Source organism: uncultured Megasphaera sp., assembly GCF_900539295.1.
In the GTDB taxonomy this organism is placed as follows: domain Bacteria; phylum Bacillota; class Negativicutes; order Veillonellales; family Megasphaeraceae; genus Megasphaera.
Genome location: NZ_UQBH01000003.1, coordinates 92,961 through 112,655 on the forward strand (window position 1 = coordinate 92,961; position 19,695 = coordinate 112,655).

A 19,695-nucleotide genomic window follows, 5' to 3' on the forward strand; every position below is an offset into this window, starting at 1 on the left:
TCTCCTTTTTGTTTTTATTTCTTAAGCAGTTCGTTCTCGATGCGTTCGCGTGCCTGCGGTGCCCATTCGGCCATCTTTTCGGGGAAGCCGAAGATGGAGACGCAGGCAATGTTGTCGCCGCCGACTTTCGGAGCGTCCGATCGGAGTTGCTTGTTGGCAAAATCCATCTGGCGCAGGGTTTCAAAGATGCCGTCAAAGTCGACATCGCCCATGCCGAGGTTTAGATGCTGATGGACGGATACATCCTCGCGGCCTCGCTGATTCAGCGTTGGCGGATTTAAGATGTAGCGGCAGTCGAGAGTCTGGTTGTACGTATCGGCGAACAGTACATGGGTCAGTTCGTCACCGGCGTAGGCGAGCATATGGCGGACATCGCCTTTTCCCTGGTCGTAGAAAAAGCCGTGCGGAGAAGAATAAACGTAACCGAGGTTTTTGGAACGGAAGGACTTGACCATGTCGCAGGTTTCATCGTTGAGTTCGCAGAAGTCGTACGGATGCGACTGAATCTCGACGCGCAGGCCCTCGCGTTCAATGATGGGCAGCAGCTCCTCCATGGAGCGAAACCACATGCCATTGCAGATTTCCTGCTGGTTCGGATCGCCTGACAGTTCCGTGTTGATGACCGGTACGCCCATGTTGACGGCGATTTCGATGATTCTTTTCCAGTTGGCTACGGCCATCCTGCGTTGTTCTTCCGTTGGACCGGACCAGCGGTAGACGCAGATGAATGAGGAAATTTCGACGCCTGTTTCTTTGAGGGCTTTGCGGTATTCTTCTTCGCACTCTTTGGAGAAGAGAGGATGTTTGTAGAATGGATTGATGCGCGGATGGGGTGATTGTTCGATGTATTTATAGCCCCAGTCGGCAACTTGATGGACGAGACCGTTGATGCTCATCTGTTTCGACAGTACGTCGACATCAAAGGCAATTTTCATGGGGAAAGACCTCCTGTTTGGGTATTAAAAATAAGGAATGAGACATTATTACAGGGATATTGGTTTGATGGTGTCCTTGCTCGCTGACTGATTTTCATCATAGTGGCGGAAGCCGGCTTCAATTTCTTCAAGGGAACGGCCTTTTGTTTCCGGCACGAAGAGCTTGGTAAAGGTAATGGAGACAAGGCCGATAATGACAAAGACACAGAAGGTCATGTCAAGGCCGAGGGAGCTGAGCATGACAGGAAAAGCCAGGCCAACAAAGAAATTCGCCATCCAGACGAAGAAGGAGCAGATACCGTAACCAAGGCCGCGCAGTTTCAAGGGGATGATTTCAGAGAGCTCCAACCAGAGAATGGGGCCGAGGCAGCTCTGCATGAATGCAAGGAACATAACCGTAAGGCCGAGAATCAGGAAGGGAAAGAAGGCTGTCTCGCTGAGAAAATGTGAAGCTAGGGTGATCAGCAGCAAAGCCGTTGTCGTACCGATAAATCCGGCAAGCATCTGCGTGCGGCGCTTGATTTTTGTCATGAGGTAGAAACAAAAGGCTACGGCACAGACTGAAGTCAAACCATTGAGGGTATTGGCAATCAAGGCGCCTTCTCTGGAGAATCCGGCTTTGGTCAGAATCTGAGTACCGTAATACATGACCGAGTTGACCCCGGTCAGCTGCGTGAAGACGGCAATGCCGATGCCAATCAGCATGATGCGGCGAACCCAGGGTGTCATGAGATCGCGATAGGTTGCTTGGCGTTGAATCGACTGGGCTTTGATGAGATCTTGGATTTCGTTGAACTCGGCGATAGCCCGTTCTTTGGTGCTGCGTACGACAGAAAGCACGGCGAGAGATTCAGAGAGTTTCCCTTTCATGAACAGCCAGCGAGGGCTTTCCGGAAGTTTGAGCATTCCGAAAAACAGGAAGACTGCCGGCAAGGCGCAGACGGCAAGCATGTAACGCCAGATATGAGGGTCGCCGGCAAGAACGATGGCGATGATGGCATTGCAGACGAATGCCAAGAACTGACCGGTAACAATCATGAATTCATTCTGGGTGACCATGCGGCCTCGATTTTCCACCGGTGCGAGTTCGGCCAGATAGGTCGGTACGGTGACGGAGGCACCGCCAACGGCAAGACCTAACAGAAAGCGGGTACAGAGCATGACTTCAAAGGAGGGGGCCAGGCTGCAGCCAATGGCCGCGAAGAAGAAAAGCACGGCCAGGCAGATGATATTGTGACGTCTGCCGAGCATATCCGAGAGACGGCCGCCTACGATAGAGCCTGTTGCAGCACCCAGAAGCAGAATACTGACGACCCAGCCCTCATGGAGGGGGAGAGGTTCAACTGATCTGGGGCCGACATGTATGGCAGGGCACCGTTGATGACGCCCGTATCATATCCGAAGAGAAGACCGCCGAACGTGGATATGATCATGATTTTCTTTAAATAACTTTGTGCATTTGATGGTTGAGACATAAACATCACATCCTTTTGTTAATCATTCAATAGCTGTGTATAAAAGAAAATGAGAGTATTGATAATACAGAGCGCTTTGTACGAAGAGCAGGACGTATCAAATAATCCGTATATCATTATCTATCTGCCCGTCTTGCTTTATCTAATTATGATTATACCGAATAGAATGTATGCCTTAAAGATGCCTGCTTGCTGAAAAATATATCTGTCTTGCTTTTTATTTATCGGCACTATTTCTGCTTTTTTTCGGATAGCTGATACTAAAAGATAAAAATCAGGCAGAATCTGTCTGCTAATGCAGTAATTAATAATTATGATGAATAATGATTGCGATGGTGTTTGCGATATTGATAGACAGGGCATGCCGATATATCCGAGAGGAAGACCGATGGGCCTGCTGACGAATAAATCGTTACGAGCAAAGGATGGATTTTTTATGAATTTCGGATAAAGGATAATAAAAAAAGCAGACATGATTTGCCTGCTTTTTTTGCCTGCTTATATAGTATTTAATGATTACGATTGTGTTTGCGGTACTGATGGGGCGTCATGCCGATACGCTTGAGAAAGAGGTTGATGAGACTGTTGCTGGAGGAATAGCCAAGGGAGAATGCAATGGATTCAACGGACTCCGTGCCATGGACGAGCATAATCTTGGCCTGATTGATCTTGCTGTTTATGACGTATTCAATGGGAGCGTAGCCGGTCTGCTCTTTGAAGCAGTGGGCAAAATAGTAAGGACTGAGCTGGGCTACCTCCGCCAGTTCTTTCAGCGTGATGTCTTTTCCGATATGATTGTGTATGTATTTTACGGCACTGGCGATGGGATCTTGGCTGCGGACCGTGGTCTTGTTGGGAATGGAGAGAAGGGCCAGCAGTTTGTAGATGCGCAGGGAGACCTGGAACGGCGTTTCGAGCCCGTCTTTTTCATAGAAGGAAACCATGTCATACAGCCCTTGATCAATCTCGCTGTTGGTGTCCAGCTGAATGAGGGGCCCGGTGTTTTCAAGGATATAGTCCGTGAGTTCGCGGGCGTTAGAACCGTCAAAATGGAGATAGAGGAATTCGAGGCCGTCTTCTGCCTGATAATAATGAGGCTCATAGCAGTCGAGGAGGACCACATCCCCTTGATGGGCTCGGTAGTCTTTGCCTCGGAAAGAGATATTCATAATGCCGCTTCGTATGTAGATGAGCAGGAGGGCAGCGTATGATTCGCGGCGCATGAAATATTGTTTCATACAATAATAGTGCCCGCACCAAGTCGGATAGAACAGCATGTCTTTCGCTGCAGCGGAGGGAGTAAAGGAAAAACAGATTGATTGCGGCAAAATGCCAGGATCGACGCTTTTCATGAGTAAGACCACCTTTGTTTAGGAAATTATGGTGAATGATTTGATGCCTTTAGCAAGATTGATGTATTTTTTGACAAGATAGACCGTTTACGCTTGCTGGTATTTATTTTATAATGCAATCAAACGAAAGGCAAGAACAAAGTAAGACAAGATGAAAATCAAGATTTTATAAGGTTTTATGAGCCTTATTTTGCTAACAACCTTTCTGACGCGCGCGTTTTACCCTAATAACAATCATAAACAATGACACGCTGACGAATAAAAAGTTCAGCGCAAGAAAAGGAGATAATTATCATGTTAAATGGCGAAAAGAAAATTGAAAGACCACTTCGTTGGGGCATTGTCGGCGGCGGCCGCACGGGACAGGTTGGCTATAAACATCGCACGGGGGCGCTGCGCGACAACACGACATATCAGCTCTTGGCGGCAGCTTTCGATGTTGATTATGACCGCTGCAAGGATTTCGGCCGCAACCTCGGCGTCGCCGAAGAACGCCTCTATCCGGATTACAAAACGATGTTTACGGAAGAAGCCAAACGTCCGGACGGCATCGAAGTTGTTTCCATCGCTACGCCGAACTTCACGCATTATGAAATCACCAAAGCAGCCCTTAACGCCGGTCTCCATGTCATCTGTGAAAAACCGTTGTTCTTTACGGTAGAAGAAGGCGAAGAAATCAAGAAACTGGCGGAAGAAAAAGGTAAAATCGTCGGTGTCACTTATGGTTTCTCTGGTTTCCAGATGCTGCTGCAGATGCGTTCGATGATTCAGAACGGTGATCTCGGTACGATTCATATGATTGAACTCAGCTATACCCATGGCTTTGCCTGCAGTGAAATCGGCGACCAGCAGAATGAAGCACAGAAATGGCGTGTCGATCCGAAAAAATCCGGCCCGTCCTTCGTCCTTGGCGATCTGTCGACGCATACTTTCTACATGAGCCAGCTGATTTGCCCGGATATCAAACTGAAAGAAGTTCTCTGTGATTGTCAGAGCTTTGTTAAATCTCGGGCTCCTCTGGAAGATAATGCCTATGTCCTCATGCATTATGACAATGGCGCTGTTGGCCGTATGTGGGTTTCGGCGGTCGATGCCGGCAGCATGGATTCTCAGCATATCCGTATCGTCGGTTCCAAAGCGTCGGTTGAATTCAACGATTGGCAGTCTAATGAACTCATTTATGAAGTCCAGGGCCAGCCGAATCAGAAACTGTATCGCGGCATGCCCTATCTCAGTGACGACTGCACTGAATTCGAACGCATGAATGCTCTTCATACGGAAGGCCTCGGTGAAAGCTGGGCCAATATCTACCTCAAGATTGCCATGGCCATCGATGCCAAGAACCGCGGCGATGAAGAAGGTCTTAAGAAAATTAATTATCCGGACATCAACGCCGGCATTGACGGCATCCGCTGGATCACGAAATGTGTCGAATCCGCAGATAAAGGCGGCGTCTGGGTTCCCTTTAAATAAGTGAGATAAGAAAGCAGGTGAATGAAATGCAGTTAGCAATTTGTACCGATGTATTCCAGGACCTTTCGTACACGGATATGCTCGATAAAGTAAAATCCCTTGGTATTGATGCGGTTGAAATGACTGCCGGTGGTTGGGGTGCACAGAAGCACTGCCATACGCAGGAACTCTTGAAGGATTCGAAGAAGCTGCAGGCTTTTCAGGACGAACTGACCAAACGCGGTATGCGTATCTCTGCCCTCAATACTTCTTGTAATCCGCTCTGGCCGTCGGCAACGGGCAAAGCCTATGAAAATTCCATGTATGCCTGTGTCGATTTGGCGAAAAAACTTGGCGTCAAAAAAATCGTTGCCATGGCAGGCCTTCCGGCAGGGAGTCCGAAAGATGAAACGCCGAATTGGATCGTTTCGACTGTATCGTGGCCGGATTTCATGGAACCCTCCTATCAGTATCAGTGGGAAGTCACGATTGCTTTCTGGAAAAAGTTTGCAGCTTACGCAAAAGCGCATCATATTGAACAGATTGCCATTGAAGAATTCCCGGGGACCATGGTTTGGTCGGCAGAGACGATGCTCAAACTTCGTGAGGCGACCGATCCGATTATCGGCATCAACCTTGATCCGTCACATATGATGGTTCTTGGTGCTGATCCGATTGCAGCGGCACGGGCTCTCAAGGGATGCATCTTCCATGTTCACGGCAAGGATGCACGTATCGAACGAGGCCTTGCCGATACGAATGGCCTTCTTGAGCCGCGCCCGGTTACGGAGTCAGCAGACCGTGTTTGGAATTATGTCGCCGTTGGCTGTGGTAAGGATTTGCAGTGGTGGAAAGAATTCTTCTCGGTCCTGTCGATGATGGGCTATCATGGTGATGTTTCTCTTGAAATGGAAGACCTTACCATGAGCGTTGAAGCCGGTGTTCATACGTCCATCGATGCCCTGCGCCAGACGATTAGTCAGTGATGAGATTATCAGTGGGGATTATTCGACATGAATAAATCCTCATTTGAGATATTATCTCTTAAAGGGGTGCAAGATAACTCATCTGAAAAATAAAGTACGACTCAAATGTAGTGACCTCAAAACGTTAGACCTGGCCACCGCAGCAGATATACTGCGGTGGCTTTTTTATGCGCTGGTATGCTACTGACTATAAGGAACAGTGATTTGCTTACGGAAAGAAGCGTCACGTGTGCTATAATAATCTTAAGAAGGCCAGTCAGACTATAATGCGAAAGGAAAGTGACCATGATAATTCCCGATAAAAAGTGCCATCGATAGAGAGAAGGACGGAGTAAATCCCTAATGACTGCGATATAGGGACTGTCAGTGGGGATTTAGCTGCATTGCATATCAAGGAAAACACGGGGAAATAAAATTTTTGCTGTCGCACCCCAACGGGTGCGTGGATTGAAACGCGCTGGCTCAAAATAACCGGCAATCGCTGTCGTGTCGCACCCCAACGGGTGCGTGGATTGAAACTCCGTGCCAAGATTTTTCCATTGCCGGACGCCAGGTCGCACCCCAACGGGTGCGTGGATTGAAACATCGTAACTCGTCCCCCGGACAACGAATTCCATGGTCGCACCCCAACGGGTGCGTGGATTGAGGCCGGGTTCAGTTGCTCTAAATTTTGGCACAAAAAAAGAGGCTGTACGCCGTGATTTTGTTTCTCACGGGGTACAGCCTTTTTGCTATCACCTTATAAGAAGATATATTTTAAGACGAAGATGACGGCTAGGACGTACATGAGGAGGGAAATCTTTTCCCGCTTGTTGGTCAAGACGTTGATGAAGACATAGGAGATAATGCCAAAGGAGATACCTTCTGAAATGCTGTAGCAGAAGGGCATGGCAATAATCGTAATGTATGCCGGAATGGATTCGCTGAAGTCGTCAAAGTCGATGCCGACGACGGCGGTCAGCATGAGGAAGCCGACGATAACCAAGGCCGGTGCCGTAGCAAAGGCCGGGATGGCCATGAAGAACGGCGATAAGAAGAGAGACAGGGCGAAGAGGATGGCAACGCAGACGGCAGTCAAACCGGTGCGGCCGCCTTCACTGACGCCGGTAGCACTTTCGACGAAGGTCGTCGTCGTGCTGGTACCGAGGACGGCACCGAAGGTCGTTGCGACGGCGTCGGCTAAAAGGGCGCCTTTGATGCGGGGCAGACGGCCGTTTTCGTCGAGCATGTTAGCCTTGGACGATACGCCGATGAGGGTTCCCAAGGTGTCGAAGATGTCGACGAAGAGGAAGGCGAACATGACGACTAAGAAGTCCAGGCTGAAGACGCGGCTGAAGTCGAGCTGACCGAAAATCGGGTCCAGGCTGGCCGGGGTAAAGGCAGCAGCACCGCCGGAGAGATCCGGGATGACGCTGAACATGTGTAATTCCGGATTGGGGACGTAGAGGCCGGTGAGTTCGCAGATAATGGCCAAAATCCACGTGAAGAGGATGCCCCAAAGGATGTTGCCGCGGACTTTTTTGACCATCAGGACCCCGGTGAACATGATGCCAATCATGGACAGGAGAACTGTGATGCCAACGGTATTGAAGGTACCCGTAGCGGCGGATTGTTTAAAGGAAAAGAGGGCGATTTTCGTAGCCGGATTGGCGACGATAATCTGAGCATTCAAGAGGCCGATAAGGGCAATGAAGAGGCCGATACCGGCGGATACAGCCCGTTTCAAGGTCATGGGGATGGCGTTGAAAATGGCTTCGCGGACATTGGTCAGGGACAAGACGATGAAAATAATCCCTTCAACGAATACAGCCGCCAAGGCCATTTCCCAGGTGTAGCCCATCTGCAGTACGACAGTAAAGGCAAAGAAGGCGTTGAGCCCCATGCCAGGCGCCAAAGCGAAAGGATAGTTGGCAAAAACGGCCATGCACAAGGTCCCGATGAGGGAGGCCAGGGCCGTTGCCGTCAGGACGGCGCCCTTATCCATGCCGGCGGCGCTCATGATCGTCGGGTTGACGGCCAGAATGTAAGCCATAGTCATAAAAGTCGTAATCCCGGCTAGGATTTCGGTACGGACCGTCGTGCCGTTTTCACGAAGGTGAAAAATACGGTCGAGAAAAGACGGTTGGTTTTCCATAACATGTTCACACTCCTTTTTTTAATACTGCCATAAATGAATATAATAAATAATGACAAGCAATATTATGGAATATTATCATTATAGGGGCTTTGGCATATTTGAGCAATACTTTTGTCAAAAAAAGCGATAATATGGTACAATGAGTCAGAACAATAAAATACATGATATTACCGAAAGAGAGGGGTACATTATGACAGTGACGCGGAACCAGTTAAAACGGCGTATTGCCGTTGCCCGGGGCCTCGAACCGGGGGATCTTGTCCTTAAAGATTGCCATATTGTAGATGTATATACACAGACGACGCGAAAAGGGGATATCGTCATCGCCGACGGCGTCATCGCCGGCGTAGGCGGCCCTTATGAAGGGAAGAAAGTAATCGATGCAAAGGGAGCCTATGCAGCGCCGGGCCTCATCGAAAGCCATATCCATATCGAGTCCTGTTACGTCAGTCCTGAAGAATTCGGCCGCTTAGTCGTGCCTTTCGGAACGACGACCATCGTTGCCGATCCGCATGAAATCGTCAACGTCTGCGGCTTGAAGGGTTTGGATTATATGATGAAGGCGGCAGAAGAAACGGCTCTCGACATCCATTTTATGGTGCCGTCCTGCGTGCCGGCGACGCCTTTTGACCACAGCGGTGCCACCCTTGAAGCCAAGGATATGGAAGCTCCCCTGGCCGATGACCGCATCCTCGGTGTCGGCGAATTCATGAACTGCCCGGGTATCCTCGAAGGACACGATGCTGTCCTCGATAAACTCATTACGGCCTATGGCACGGGAAAACCCATTGACGGTCACAGCCCCGGTGTTCATGGCAAGGATCTTCAGGCCTACATTTCGGCCCAAATCCTGACCGACCACGAATGCTTCAGCAAAAGCGACGCCGAAGAACGGGTTCAAGCCGGGATGTACGTCCTCTTGCGCAACGGCTCGGCCTGCCACGATTTGCCGAAGCTGGTAAAAGCCGTGACGCCGGCCAGTTTACGGCGGTTCCTCTTGTGCTCGGACGACCTTCATCCCAAGACGATTTTTGAAAAAGGCCACCTCAACGAACACCTGCGCTTATGCGTTGCCGCCGGTCTCTCACCGGAAGCTGCCATCACCATGGGCACCTTAAATGCGGCTGAATGCTATCATTTTGACGACCGCGGCGCCTTGGCACCGGGTAAGCGAGCTGACATCGTCCTCTTTGAAGACTTGCAGGACTTCAAGGTCCGAGCTACCTTTATTGAAGGGCAGAAGGTCGCTGAAAACGGTCAGTATCTGCCTCCCTTTACGAGAGCCGATTACAGTTCGGTCGGTAGTTCAGTGACGATTGCCGATTTCTCGGAAGAAAAACTGGTCATGCATTTAAAGAGCGATCATGTGCGGACCATCGATATCATGCCCGGCGGCGTCGTTACCGGAAAAGGGGAAGCCCAAATCCGACGTGATGAAACGGGCGACTTCATCTTTGATGAAACGGCTGATATCATCAAAGTCGCCGTCATCGAACGCCATCACGGCACGGGCAACGTCGGCCTCGGCCTGCTCCGCGGCTACGGCCTGAAAAAAGGAGCTGTCGCCGTTTCTATCGCCCACGACTCGCATAATATCATCGTGGCCGGCGCCGGCAATAAGGATATGGCTGCGGCTGTCGAAGTCTTGGAACAACAGAAGGGCGGTATGGCCGTCATTCTTGACGGAAAGGTATTGGCCGCCATTCCGCTGCCCATTGCCGGTCTGATGAGCGATAAGCCGGCTGCCGAAGTCGACGCCGCTCTCGATGACCTCTATGATAAGGCACGCAGTATCTTAGGCGTCAGTGCCGATGTCGATGTCATCATGACGTTGTGCTTCATGAGCTTGCCGGTCATTCCAAAACTTAAATTACTCGATACGGGATTATTCGACGTCGAGGCCTTTGATTTTGTCCCGGTTGAACTGTCCTGAAACGGAAGAGTGTATCCTGTCTTTGAAAAAATACAACGGTATATGCTATAATAAAATAAAGTATACCTAATGTATCGGGAAGCCTGAATCAGGCTTCCTGCAAAGACGGTGCCTTTTAGTAAGGCACTTTGCATACGGGGCAGGAACCACATTCCATCATAGAAAGAAGGGACCTCGCATAAGGGACAGCTTGTGCGAAATCCCTTTTTTTAGAGTCCTGTTGGATAAAAAGGAGAAGTGAGAATGGCAAAAGAATTGATTTATTTGGACAATGTATCCAAATCCTATGAGGGGCACCTGGTATTAGATGAGCTGAATCTTACCATTTCAGAAAATTCATTTGTCACCCTTTTAGGACCGAGCGGCTGTGGCAAGACGACGACTTTGCGGCTTCTTGCCGGTTTTGAAACACCCGATAAAGGGCGAATCCTCTTTGATGGAAAGGATATTACCCAGCTGCCGCCCAATCGGCGTCAGGTCAACACGGTGTTCCAGAATTATTCCCTTTTTTCGCATATGGATGTCGCCGAGAATATCGCCTTCGGGCCTAAGATTCATGGCAAGCCTCGCGATTACATCCGTGACAAAATCAGCTATGCCTTGAAACTGGTCAATCTCGACGGTTATGAACATGCCAACATCGTCGACCTCTCCGGCGGCCAGCAGCAGCGTGTGGCCATTGCCAGAGCCATCGTCAACGAGCCGCGGGTATTGCTTCTTGACGAACCGCTCAGTGCCCTGGACCGGAAGCTGCGCCGCAGTATGCAGCTCGAGCTCATCAAGATTAAAGAAGAGCTGGGAATTACCTTCGTCTTCGTAACCCACGATCAGGAAGAAGCACTCAGCATGTCCGACATCGTCGTCGTCATGAACCAAGGCTATATTCAGCAGATCGGCACGCCGGAAAGTATCTACAATGAACCGGAAAACGCTTTTGTTGCCGACTTCATCGGTGACAGCAACATCGTCGACGGCCTCATGGTCCACGATAAGTTGGTCCGCATTGCCGACTACGATTTCGAATGCGTTGACGTCGGCTTCGGTACGAATCGTCCCGTCGACGTCCAGATACGGCCGGAAGACATGGAACTGCGGCCGGCTCGTGAAGGCGGCTTCAACGGTGTCGTCACCAAAGTCATTTTTGAAGGCATGAACTATAACATTACCATTCAGGCCCGGAATATCGAATGGCTGGTCAAGTCGACGAAAAATTATGAACCGGGCGACGAAGTCAGCTTGGAAGTCGATCCTTTTAATATCCAAATCATGAATAAACCGGAATCCGAAGACGAAAGGGCGATGGAAAATGATTAACTCGGCAGCGATCCGCAATCTGTTTACGTTGCCCTTCCTCATTTGGGCAATCCTGTTTATTTTCTGTCCCCTCGTGGCCATCGCCTGGTACGGCCTGACCGACAGCAGTGGGACTTTTACGTTAGCGAATATCAGCCTCATTGCTCACTGGGAATATTTAAAATCCCTGGAACTGTCCTTGCTCCTGGCCTTAGTCAGTACGGTTGTCTGTCTTCTCGTGGCCTATCCGCTGTGCCTCATTTTGACTGAAGAAAAGCGGAGTAAGAGCACCCTTTTATTTCTGTTGTTCGTCCTTCCTATGTGGATGAATTCCATGCTGACGACCATGGCTTGGCAGACGATTCTTGAAAAGAATGGTATTCTTAATCAGTTCTTGCGTCTTTTGTCCCTGCCGGACGTCGTGCTCATCAACACGCCGGCAGCTATTGTCATCGGCATGATCTATAACTTTTTACCTTATATGATCTTGCCCCTCTACGTATCCTTGAGCAAAATCAACCGCAACGTCATCGCCGCCGCCCGCGACCTCGGGGCCAGTTCCTGGCAGACCTTCACCAAGGTCATCCTGCCCTTGTCCCTGCCCGGTGCCATCAGCGGCATTACTATGGTTTTTATCCCGTCGCTGACGACGTTCTTTATCAGCGGCCTTTTAGGCGGGAATAAGGTTCTCCTCATCGGCAACATTGTCGAACAGGAATTTACCATGGCCTATGACTGGCACTTAGGGAGCGGCTTATCCCTGGTGCTGATGCTGTTCATCATCGTCAATATGGTGATGACGGCTTACTTTGACCGCAGTGAAGGGCAGGTGAAGAAATGATGGAAAAATGGAAAAAAGGCTATGTTGCCTTAGTCGTTCTCTTTCTCTATGCGCCCATTGGCGTCCTCATTGCACAGTCCTTCAACGCCAGCCGCTATCGCGGCCATTGGACGGGGTTTACCCTGCAGTGGTACGGCGAACTCTTTCAAAATGAAGGGATTCTCGAAGCCTTGCAGAATACGATTACCATCGGCCTGACGTCGGCGGCTCTGGCGACCATCCTGGGCCTCATTACCTGCATGGCTCTGCGCGGTATGGGACGCAAGCAGCGCTCGGTCCTACTCGGGGTAGCCAGTCTGCCACTCTTAAATGCCGATATCGTTACCGGGATTTCCCTGATGCTGCTCTTTCTCGGCATGGGGCTGCGCCTTGGCTATGGCTCCATCCTCATGGCTCACGTCGTCTTTAATCTGCCTTATGTCATTTTGTGCATCATGCCTCAGTTCCTGGCCCTCGACCGCAGCTGCTACGATGCCGCCCGCGATCTCGGGGCAACGCCCTTTGTCGCCTTTCGCCGCGTCGTCCTGCCGGAGCTGCGGCCCAGTCTCTTGGCCGGGTTCATGCTGGCCTTTACCATGTCTGCCGATGATTTCATCATTACCCACTTTACGAAAGGCGCCGGCATCGATACGCTGCCGACGGAAATTTACGCAGAATTGAAACTCGGCATCCATCCGGAAATGTATGCCCTGTCGACACTGGTGTTCGTCTTTGTCTTGGTCTTTGCGGTCTTACTCACGATGAACCGCAAGCGATTGGCCTTGGGACGAGATTTATAAAAGGGAGGCCTGTCATGAAATATATTCGACTGCTCCTCATGGGACTCTTTTGTGTCCTTGCCTTATCGGGCTGCGGGTTCCTGGAAGGGGAGGAAGACGGAGATAACGTCGTCTACGTCTATAACTGGGGGGACTATGTCGACCCCGATACGATTACACAGTTTGAAGAAGAAACGGGCATCCGCGTCATCATGGATGAATTCGACACCAATGAAAGTATGTATCCGTTAGTGGCGGCAGGAGCCGAACGTTACGACGTCATTTGCCCGTCGGACTATATGATTCAAAAGATGATACACAACGGGTTGCTGCAGCCCCTCGATTACTCCCAACTGCCCAATGCCCGGCAGTATGTCGGCCAGCAGTTCTGGCAGCAGTCGGAGTTCTTCGATCCGGGCAACCGCTATTCCGTGCCGTACTGTTGGGGTACCGTCGGCATCGTCTATAATAAGACCATGGTCGACGACCCTGTCGACAGCTGGTCCATCTTGTGGAATGACAAGTATAAGAACGAGATCATCATGCAGGATTCGCCCCGCGATTCCTTCATGGTGGCCTTGAAACTCCTGGGCTATTCCCTCAATACGACGGATCCGGCCCAAATTGCACAGGCCAGAGACCTGCTCATAGCCCAGAAGCCCTTGGTTCAGGCCTACGGCATCGATGATGTTAAAGATAAACTCGTCTCCGGCGAAGCGGCCATGGGTGTCGTCTTTTCCGGCGAAGCCCTGCGGATGATCTTGGCCAATCGGAATTTGGAATACGTCATTCCTAAGGAAGGGACCAATCTTTGGATCGACTCCTGGGTCATTCCTAAAAATGCGGCCCACGTCGAAAATGCCCATAAATTCATCGATTTCATGAGTCGTCCCGACATTGCCTTGAAGAACTTTGAATATTTGACCTATTCGACGCCGAACATCGCCGTTCCAGAGATGGAAGAAGATGAAGATTATAAGGATAATCCCGTCGTCTTCCCGCCGAAAGAAGCCTATGCCGGTCAGGAAACGTACCGCTACTTAGGGGAACGGGAAGACAAGTATTATAACGATCAGTGGATTCAGGTAAAAGTCTGGTAGATAACGAAAAAGGACTGTCACCCGATGGGTGCAGTCCTTTTTTTGATGCCTGGATGAAATTAGATTTTTTTGCCTGTCAGCATTTCATAGGCTTCTTCGTATTTTTCAATCGTCTTGTCGATGACGTCCTGGGGCAGGAGATAATCGCTGTCCGGGTTAGCTTTGAGCCAGTCACGGACGAACTGTTTGTCATACGACGGCTGGCTTTGCCCTGCTTTATAGCCTTCGAGGGGCCAGAAGCGGGAGCTGTCCGGCGTAAGCATTTCGTCGCCTAAGACGATGGTGCCATTTTCATCGAGGCCGAATTCGAATTTCGTATCGGCAATGATGATGCCTTTGGAGAGGGCGTATTCGGCACATTTTTTATAGAGGGCAATGGTGTAGTCGCGAATCTTTTCAGCGTATTCCATGCCCTTTCCCGGGAAGACCTTGTCGATGTAAGCGGCGCCTACTTCGAGGGAGACGTTTTCATCGTGGTCACCGAGTTCAGCCTTGGTGCTCGGCGTGAAAATCGGTTCCGGGAGTTTTTCTGATTCTGTGAGGCCTGCCGGTAATTTAATGCCGCAAACCGTACCGTTCTGCTGGTAGCTTTCCCAGCCGCTGCCGGTGATATAACCGCGAACGATGCATTCCATGGGGATCATCGTCAGTTTCTGGCATTTCATGCTGTTGCCGACGAACTGTTCCTGCTGGAAGAATTCCGGCATGTCAGCGTTATCGACAGAAATCATGTGGTTCGGAATGATGTCGGATGTCATATCGAACCAAAATTTGGACATCTGCGTCAGGATGGCGCCCTTTTTGGTGATCTTGTTTTTCAGGATATGGTCGAAAGCGGAAATGCGGTCCGTTGCAACCATGATGATGCTGTCACCTGCGTCATAGACTTCACGTACTTTACCGGATTTAAAAGGGGTGTATTCTTTCATCTTGTCTGGCCTCCATGATTCAGAACTATTCAATTTATTTTTTGAACACTAATATCATAGCATATTTTAAGGAAATAAAAAAGAAGCCCGAAGGCTCCTTTTTAGGTTCGTCCCCATAAGGGAGGCTTTTTATTTCAGATAATAGGTAAGGCTGACCGTCTGGCTCAGGGTATTGGTGCCGGCTTCGACAGGCGTAGTTTCAGCGTCTTCCATCTTAGCCGACAACATTCTTACGTTGCTGTAAGCGCGGCTGTAGGACGGGCTGGATCCGGAAATATTGATTTCCTTTACGGCACCGAGCTGGTTGCCGGCGGCAGCGGCTGCAGCCTGAGCGGCACGCTGACCGTTGTGGACGGCTTCTTTAATCAGATTGTCTTTAATCTGATCGGAATGTTCGTTGGTGAAGCGGATGTTGTCGATCTGGTTGGCACCGAGGCTGCCGGCTTTGCTGATGACCTGCGAAATCAGACTGAGATCGCTGACTTTGACGGTCAGGCTGTTGGTTACCGTATAGGAGGTGACCTTAGAGCCTTTTACATCATAGTTGGGCGACATGTAGAAGTCGGTGGTCTTCAGGTTGTCTGCCGGGATGCCCATCGCTTTGATGGCGTTGGTGACGTTGTTCATGACTTGATTGTTCTTGGTCCGAGCTTGCTGGGCGTCGGCATCGGTGCTGGATGTACCGATGGTGATATATGCCGTGTCAGGAGCGACTTCCTGCTGGGCATAGCCGGTGACGGTGACGACGGACGGCTGGGGACCTTCAGCGAAAGCCTGAGGGGCAGTAACAAAGAGAGAGGATGCGAGCATAGCGGCCACGACGAGGCCTTTTAAAGACATTTTTTTCATGTAAATAACCTCCTTTGTAATGATTGTATCGATTATATCATATCTGAGAGAACATATCCACTCCCAAAAGAAAATCAGGACATTTGTCTACTTAGAATGTTACAGAAGTATTGCATTTTTTGACCGGGCATACTATAATATTTAAAGATACATAAAAGAAGCTAGGGGAGCCTTCGGGCTGAGAAAAGTGCTGGATTACACTTGACCCTTTACCTGATGCGGATAATGCCGCCGGAGGGAAGCTTTACGGGATTATAAAGCTCACCTGCGGAGAGGCCGCATGGTGGGCTTTTTTTGTGGCAATCGTCATTTTCTATATAGGAGGATTTTATAATGGATTACACAACACAAATGGATGCGGCCCGCAAGGGTATCGTAACGCCGCAGATGAAGGTCGTCGCTGAAAAGGAAAAGATGGCCATTGAAAAATTAATGGCTCTCGTCGCCAGCGGCAAGGTCGCCATTCCGGCCAATAAGATGCATGAAAGCCTGTCGGCTGAAGCAGTCGGCCAGGACTGCCGCACCAAGATCAACGTCAACTTAGGCGTTTCGCCGGAACACAATAATCACGAAGAAGAACTGCAGAAGGTGCAGAACGCCATCGATATGAAGGCCGAAGCCATCATGGACTTGTCGAACTTCGGCAAGACTCGGGACTTCCGCCGCAAATTAGTCAAAATGTCGACCGCTATGATCGGGACCGTTCCCATGTACGATGCCGTCGGCATGCTCGATAAAGACCTGAAAGACATCAGCGACGACGAATTCTTCTCCGTCGTCGAACAGCACGCCGAAGACGGCGTCGATTTCATGACCATCCACTGCGGCATGAACCGCAAGACGGCACAGCGCATTAAAGACAATCCGCGCCTGACCAATATCGTCTCCCGCGGCGGCTCGCTCCTCTTTGCCTGGATGGAAATGAATGACCAGGAAAATCCTTTCTATGAATATTACGACCGCCTCCTCGACATCTGTGAAAAATATGACGTCACCTTGAGCCTCGGCGACGCCTGCCGTCCCGGCTGTACCCACGATGCGACTGATGCTGCTCAGATCGAAGAACTGATTACGCTTGGCGAATTGACGAAACGGGCTTGGGACCACAATGTCCAGGTCATGATCGAAGGCCCGGGCCATATGGTGCTCAACGAAATCGCTGCCAACATGAAGCTGGAAAAACGCCTCTGCCACGGGGCTCCGTTCTACGTTCTCGGACCCTTGGTTACCGATATTGCTCCGGGCTATGACCACATTACCAGTGCCATTGGCGGTGCCATTGCGGCATCGAGCGGTGCCGACTTCCTGTGCTACGTTACGCCGGCGGAACACCTGCGCCTGCCGACGGTTGAAGACGTTAAGGAAGGCATCATCGCTGCCCGTATTGCCGCTCATGCTGCCGACCTCGTCAAAGGTATTCCCGGCGCCCAGGAATGGGACGACGCCATGAGCAAGGCCCGCGTTGAAGTCGACTTTGACACCATGATTGCCCTGTCTATCGATCCGGAAAAATCCCGCCGGTATTATGAATCGAGCAAGCCCGAATGCGAAGGGACCTGCACGATGTGCGGCAAGATGTGCCCGGCTCGTACGATGAAACGCATCCTGGCCGGTGAAGACGTATCGATCCGCTAATTACATAAAATCACCCATTATAAAGGGGCTGTCCGTGAATGAAGTTCACAGACAGCCCCTTTGGTATGTATAAGTTCTTATCGCCAGACCAATAACAGGGAGGCGCCAAATTCTTTTTTGAATTGTTTGTTCAGTTGTTTCATTTCATAATCGGCGGCGTTATACGTCGAGTCAGGCTTCGTCGACAAGATGACGACGGCGACGTTTTCTGCCATGGTGACGTCGACGTCGGTGACGATTTGTTCATACGTCAAATCCGAAGCCTCGGCCAAAGCCAAAATGGTCGAGAGTTTTCGGATCATGACCCAGTCATCGGCCGAAGCCATGTGGTCATAGCGGTATGCCCGGAGAATTTTACGGCTGATGCCGTGGTGGAAGCCGGCGATAAAGCCGGTCAGGATCTGTTCGATTTGGGTGAGGCCGTAAAGCGGGGCCTGGGAAATCATGAAGGCCGAGTGGCGGGCATGGTCGTAAAAGTTAACGATCTTTCCGACGTCGTGGAGCCGGGCCGCTGTCTGCAGAAGCAGGCGTTCGCGCTCGCCGTAGCCGTGAAGGGGCTGGAGCTCATCGAAGAGCTGGGTAGCAATGCGCGTGACCTGGTCGTAGTGATCTTTATTTAATATGAAGCCGTTCAAGGTGCCGATAAAATTCTTGACGCTGAAGTCGAGGATGTCATCGAAGCGAGGTGACGGCAGGTTGCAGTACGACGCATAGTATTCAAAGAACAAGCCTTCGCGGAGGCCGCAGCCGCTGACGACCATTTCTGAACTGCCGGTTACATCGAAGATGGCTTTGATGACGGCGGCGCCGGCGACGATGAGGTCCGAGCGGTCGCTGGAAAGGCCGGGAATCTTCTTGCGGTTGGCGCTGGAATGGGTCGAGAGGGTTTCAAAGACATTTTCAAAGTGTTCGAGGGGCATGATGTAATTATGGAGTTTCGACAACTCATAATTTGTCGCCCGCTGGTCCATTTTTGCAATGTTACGTGCTGTGCCGCCGATTCCGATAATAGGCAGGTTGATATGGGGAAGCCATTCGACTTCGCTCATCTTTTTGCGGATATATTTCAGGCAGGCGGAAATTGCTTCCTCGTCGGGGTTGCCCTGGGTGTTGAATTTTTCCGTCAAGGTGACGGCCCCGATGGGGAGGGAGATGGAATGGATGTTTTCGCCGTCTTGGACCAAGGTCATTTCGACGCTGGCACCGCCTAAGTCGAAGAGGAGGAAGTCCTTCATGGCAATGGTGTTGATGACGCCCAAATAACCGAGATAGGCTTCGCGTTCACCGGTGATGATGTTCATGGTGATGCCCGTTTCGTCATTGACGCGCTTTAGAAATTCTTCGCCGTTGCTGGCATTGCGGACGGCAGCTGTGGCGACGGCACGACATTCTTTAATGCCGAGGACGGTCATAATATGTTTATAGACATGGAGACAAGTCAAAGCCCGCTGGATTCCATCTTCACTGAGGGCACCGGTCTGGTTCAGACCGTGGCCTAAGCGGATGGCTTCCTTTTCTTGATACAATAAGGAATAGGACTGGTTGTCTGTGATTTGCATGACGACGAAGCGGATGGAGTTGGAGCCCAAGTCGATAATGGCTAATTTTTCCATGGTATACCTCATTTCTCTATATGTTTACCGGAATCGGTTATCCGTTCTATTATACTACAAATGAGTAAAAAAATGAAAAATTCCTTTATCATGCCGATATCTCGAGGTCGTGTCCTTTTTATATGGATATCGACTTTTTTAGTGCGTCACCGGCAGAACCTATAACGAATCGTTTATAAGGTGGAAAAATTTCCGAAAAAATGGGATAAATACAGGGAGAAATGCTTTGGGGCACAGAAACGTTTATCTCGAAAAATACAAATACAGACTGTCTCGTAGTAGGGCACGATGCAAGAAAAGTGTAAAATTTGAGGAAGATTTTTTACAAAAAATATACATAATGGGTCTGACTTTCATGTATAATAGAAGTAGCCTCAGCTAAACAGCGAGGATTTTGCTTAGAAAAG

15 protein-coding genes, 1 CRISPR repeat array and 1 riboswitch are annotated in these 19,695 nt (G+C 50.2%); of the genes, 8 read left to right on the plus strand and 7 right to left on the minus strand.

The genetic code is table 11. From position 1 onward, the window contains the following. Positions 1–14: 14 nt before the first annotated feature. The 3 genes from QZQ46_RS01755 to QZQ46_RS01765 all read right to left on the minus strand — a co-directional run bounded on the left by QZQ46_RS01755 (position 15) and on the right by QZQ46_RS01765 (position 3,762). A complete protein-coding gene (locus QZQ46_RS01755) occupies positions 15–935 on the minus strand; it encodes a sugar phosphate isomerase/epimerase family protein (RefSeq protein ID WP_296826238.1) in 921 nt (306 codons plus the stop codon). Between the two features lie 48 nt (positions 936–983). After that, the gene (locus tag QZQ46_RS01760; RefSeq protein ID WP_296826271.1) at positions 984–2,300 is read right to left on the minus strand and encodes a sugar porter family MFS transporter; all 1,317 of its coding nucleotides are present in this window, start codon (positions 2,298–2,300) and stop codon (positions 984–986) included. 619 nt (positions 2,301–2,919) lie between these two features. Further along, positions 2,920–3,762: an AraC family transcriptional regulator gene (locus QZQ46_RS01765; protein WP_298014610.1), complete on the minus strand. Its 843-nt coding sequence runs from the start codon at positions 3,760–3,762 to the stop codon at positions 2,920–2,922. A 294-nt stretch (positions 3,763–4,056) separates the two neighbouring features. On the opposite strand from QZQ46_RS01765, the gene QZQ46_RS01770 reads away from it, so the two are divergent. Both QZQ46_RS01770 and QZQ46_RS01775 read left to right on the plus strand, forming a co-directional pair. Next, complete coding sequence (locus QZQ46_RS01770) at positions 4,057–5,235, plus strand: Gfo/Idh/MocA family protein (protein ID WP_296826239.1); 1,179 nt, start codon at positions 4,057–4,059, stop codon at positions 5,233–5,235. Positions 5,236–5,261: 26 nt separating this feature from the next. Beyond that, a complete protein-coding gene (locus QZQ46_RS01775; protein ID WP_296826240.1) occupies positions 5,262–6,200 on the plus strand; it encodes a sugar phosphate isomerase/epimerase in 939 nt (312 codons plus the stop codon). Between the two features lie 423 nt (positions 6,201–6,623). Then, positions 6,624–6,849: a CRISPR direct-repeat array (repeat unit 31 nt; unit sequence GTCGCACCCCAACGGGTGCGTGGATTGAAAC). 90 nt (positions 6,850–6,939) lie between these two features. Here QZQ46_RS01775 and QZQ46_RS01780 read toward each other — a convergent pair. After that, on the minus strand, positions 6,940–8,334 hold the full coding sequence (locus QZQ46_RS01780) for an NCS2 family permease (RefSeq protein WP_296826241.1): 1,395 nt from the start codon (positions 8,332–8,334) through the stop codon (positions 6,940–6,942). 193 nt (positions 8,335–8,527) lie between these two features. On the opposite strand from QZQ46_RS01780, the gene ade reads away from it, so the two are divergent. The 5 genes from ade (at position 8,528) to QZQ46_RS01805 (ending at position 14,262) form a co-directional block, all read left to right on the plus strand. Next, positions 8,528–10,270, plus strand: a complete 1,743-nt coding sequence (gene ade, locus QZQ46_RS01785) for an adenine deaminase (RefSeq protein ID WP_296826242.1) — start codon at positions 8,528–8,530, stop codon at positions 10,268–10,270. Positions 10,271–10,513: 243 nt separating this feature from the next. Then, entirely contained in the window at positions 10,514–11,584 is a 1,071-nt protein-coding gene (locus tag QZQ46_RS01790) for an ABC transporter ATP-binding protein (protein ID WP_296826243.1), read from the plus strand. Next, positions 11,577–12,404 (plus strand): ABC transporter permease, encoded by an 828-nt coding sequence (locus tag QZQ46_RS01795; protein WP_044504105.1) that lies wholly within the window; start codon positions 11,577–11,579, stop codon positions 12,402–12,404. The genes QZQ46_RS01790 and QZQ46_RS01795 overlap by 8 nt, the downstream gene beginning before the upstream one ends. Then, a complete protein-coding gene (locus tag QZQ46_RS01800; RefSeq protein ID WP_296826244.1) occupies positions 12,401–13,183 on the plus strand; it encodes an ABC transporter permease in 783 nt (260 codons plus the stop codon). The genes QZQ46_RS01795 and QZQ46_RS01800 overlap by 4 nt, the downstream gene beginning before the upstream one ends. Before the next feature lie 14 nt (positions 13,184–13,197). Then, positions 13,198–14,262, plus strand: coding sequence for an ABC transporter substrate-binding protein (locus QZQ46_RS01805; RefSeq protein ID WP_296826245.1), 1,065 nt, complete (start codon positions 13,198–13,200; stop codon positions 14,260–14,262). A gap of 59 nt (positions 14,263–14,321) precedes the next feature. Here the strand turns inward: QZQ46_RS01805 and QZQ46_RS01810 are convergent, their stop codons facing one another. Further along, entirely contained in the window at positions 14,322–15,191 is an 870-nt protein-coding gene (locus QZQ46_RS01810; RefSeq protein WP_065360535.1) for a phosphoribosylaminoimidazolesuccinocarboxamide synthase, read from the minus strand. 129 nt (positions 15,192–15,320) lie between these two features. Further along, positions 15,321–16,040, minus strand: a complete 720-nt coding sequence (locus QZQ46_RS01815) for an SIMPL domain-containing protein (protein WP_296826246.1) — start codon at positions 16,038–16,040, stop codon at positions 15,321–15,323. Positions 16,041–16,193: 153 nt separating this feature from the next. Next, positions 16,194–16,297, plus strand: a riboswitch (TPP riboswitch). 76 nt (positions 16,298–16,373) lie between these two features. On the opposite strand from QZQ46_RS01815, the gene thiC reads away from it, so the two are divergent. After that, complete coding sequence (gene thiC, locus QZQ46_RS01820) at positions 16,374–17,675, plus strand: phosphomethylpyrimidine synthase ThiC (RefSeq protein ID WP_296826247.1); 1,302 nt, start codon at positions 16,374–16,376, stop codon at positions 17,673–17,675. Between the two features lie 77 nt (positions 17,676–17,752). Here the strand turns inward: thiC and ppx are convergent, their stop codons facing one another. Beyond that, positions 17,753–19,288 carry an exopolyphosphatase gene (gene ppx / locus QZQ46_RS01825; RefSeq protein ID WP_296826248.1) on the minus strand — a complete coding sequence of 512 codons (1,536 nt, stop codon included), beginning with the start codon at positions 19,286–19,288 and terminating at the stop codon, positions 17,753–17,755. Positions 19,289–19,695: the final 407 nt, after the last annotated feature.

What these genes read in the sequence shown, in the direction of transcription:
- QZQ46_RS01755 (WP_296826238.1), bottom strand. Translation starts at nt 935, where the DNA reads ATGAAAATTGCCTTTGATGTCGACGTACTGTCGAAACAGATGAGCATC.
- QZQ46_RS01765 (WP_298014610.1), bottom strand. Translation starts at nt 3,762, where the DNA reads ATGAAAAGCGTCGATCCTGGCATTTTGCCGCAATCAATCTGTTTTTCC.
- QZQ46_RS01770 (WP_296826239.1), top strand. Translation starts at nt 4,057, where the DNA reads ATGTTAAATGGCGAAAAGAAAATTGAAAGACCACTTCGTTGGGGCATT.
- QZQ46_RS01775 (WP_296826240.1), top strand. Translation starts at nt 5,262, where the DNA reads ATGCAGTTAGCAATTTGTACCGATGTATTCCAGGACCTTTCGTACACG.
- QZQ46_RS01780 (WP_296826241.1), bottom strand. Translation starts at nt 8,334, where the DNA reads ATGGAAAACCAACCGTCTTTTCTCGACCGTATTTTTCACCTTCGTGAA.
- ade (WP_296826242.1), top strand. Translation starts at nt 8,528, where the DNA reads ATGACAGTGACGCGGAACCAGTTAAAACGGCGTATTGCCGTTGCCCGG.
- QZQ46_RS01790 (WP_296826243.1), top strand. Translation starts at nt 10,514, where the DNA reads ATGGCAAAAGAATTGATTTATTTGGACAATGTATCCAAATCCTATGAG.
- QZQ46_RS01795 (WP_044504105.1), top strand. Translation starts at nt 11,577, where the DNA reads ATGATTAACTCGGCAGCGATCCGCAATCTGTTTACGTTGCCCTTCCTC.
- QZQ46_RS01800 (WP_296826244.1), top strand. Translation starts at nt 12,401, where the DNA reads ATGATGGAAAAATGGAAAAAAGGCTATGTTGCCTTAGTCGTTCTCTTT.
- QZQ46_RS01805 (WP_296826245.1), top strand. Translation starts at nt 13,198, where the DNA reads ATGAAATATATTCGACTGCTCCTCATGGGACTCTTTTGTGTCCTTGCC.
- QZQ46_RS01810 (WP_065360535.1), bottom strand. Translation starts at nt 15,191, where the DNA reads ATGAAAGAATACACCCCTTTTAAATCCGGTAAAGTACGTGAAGTCTAT.
- QZQ46_RS01815 (WP_296826246.1), bottom strand. Translation starts at nt 16,040, where the DNA reads ATGAAAAAAATGTCTTTAAAAGGCCTCGTCGTGGCCGCTATGCTCGCA.
- thiC (WP_296826247.1), top strand. Translation starts at nt 16,374, where the DNA reads ATGGATTACACAACACAAATGGATGCGGCCCGCAAGGGTATCGTAACG.
- ppx (WP_296826248.1), bottom strand. Translation starts at nt 19,288, where the DNA reads ATGGAAAAATTAGCCATTATCGACTTGGGCTCCAACTCCATCCGCTTC.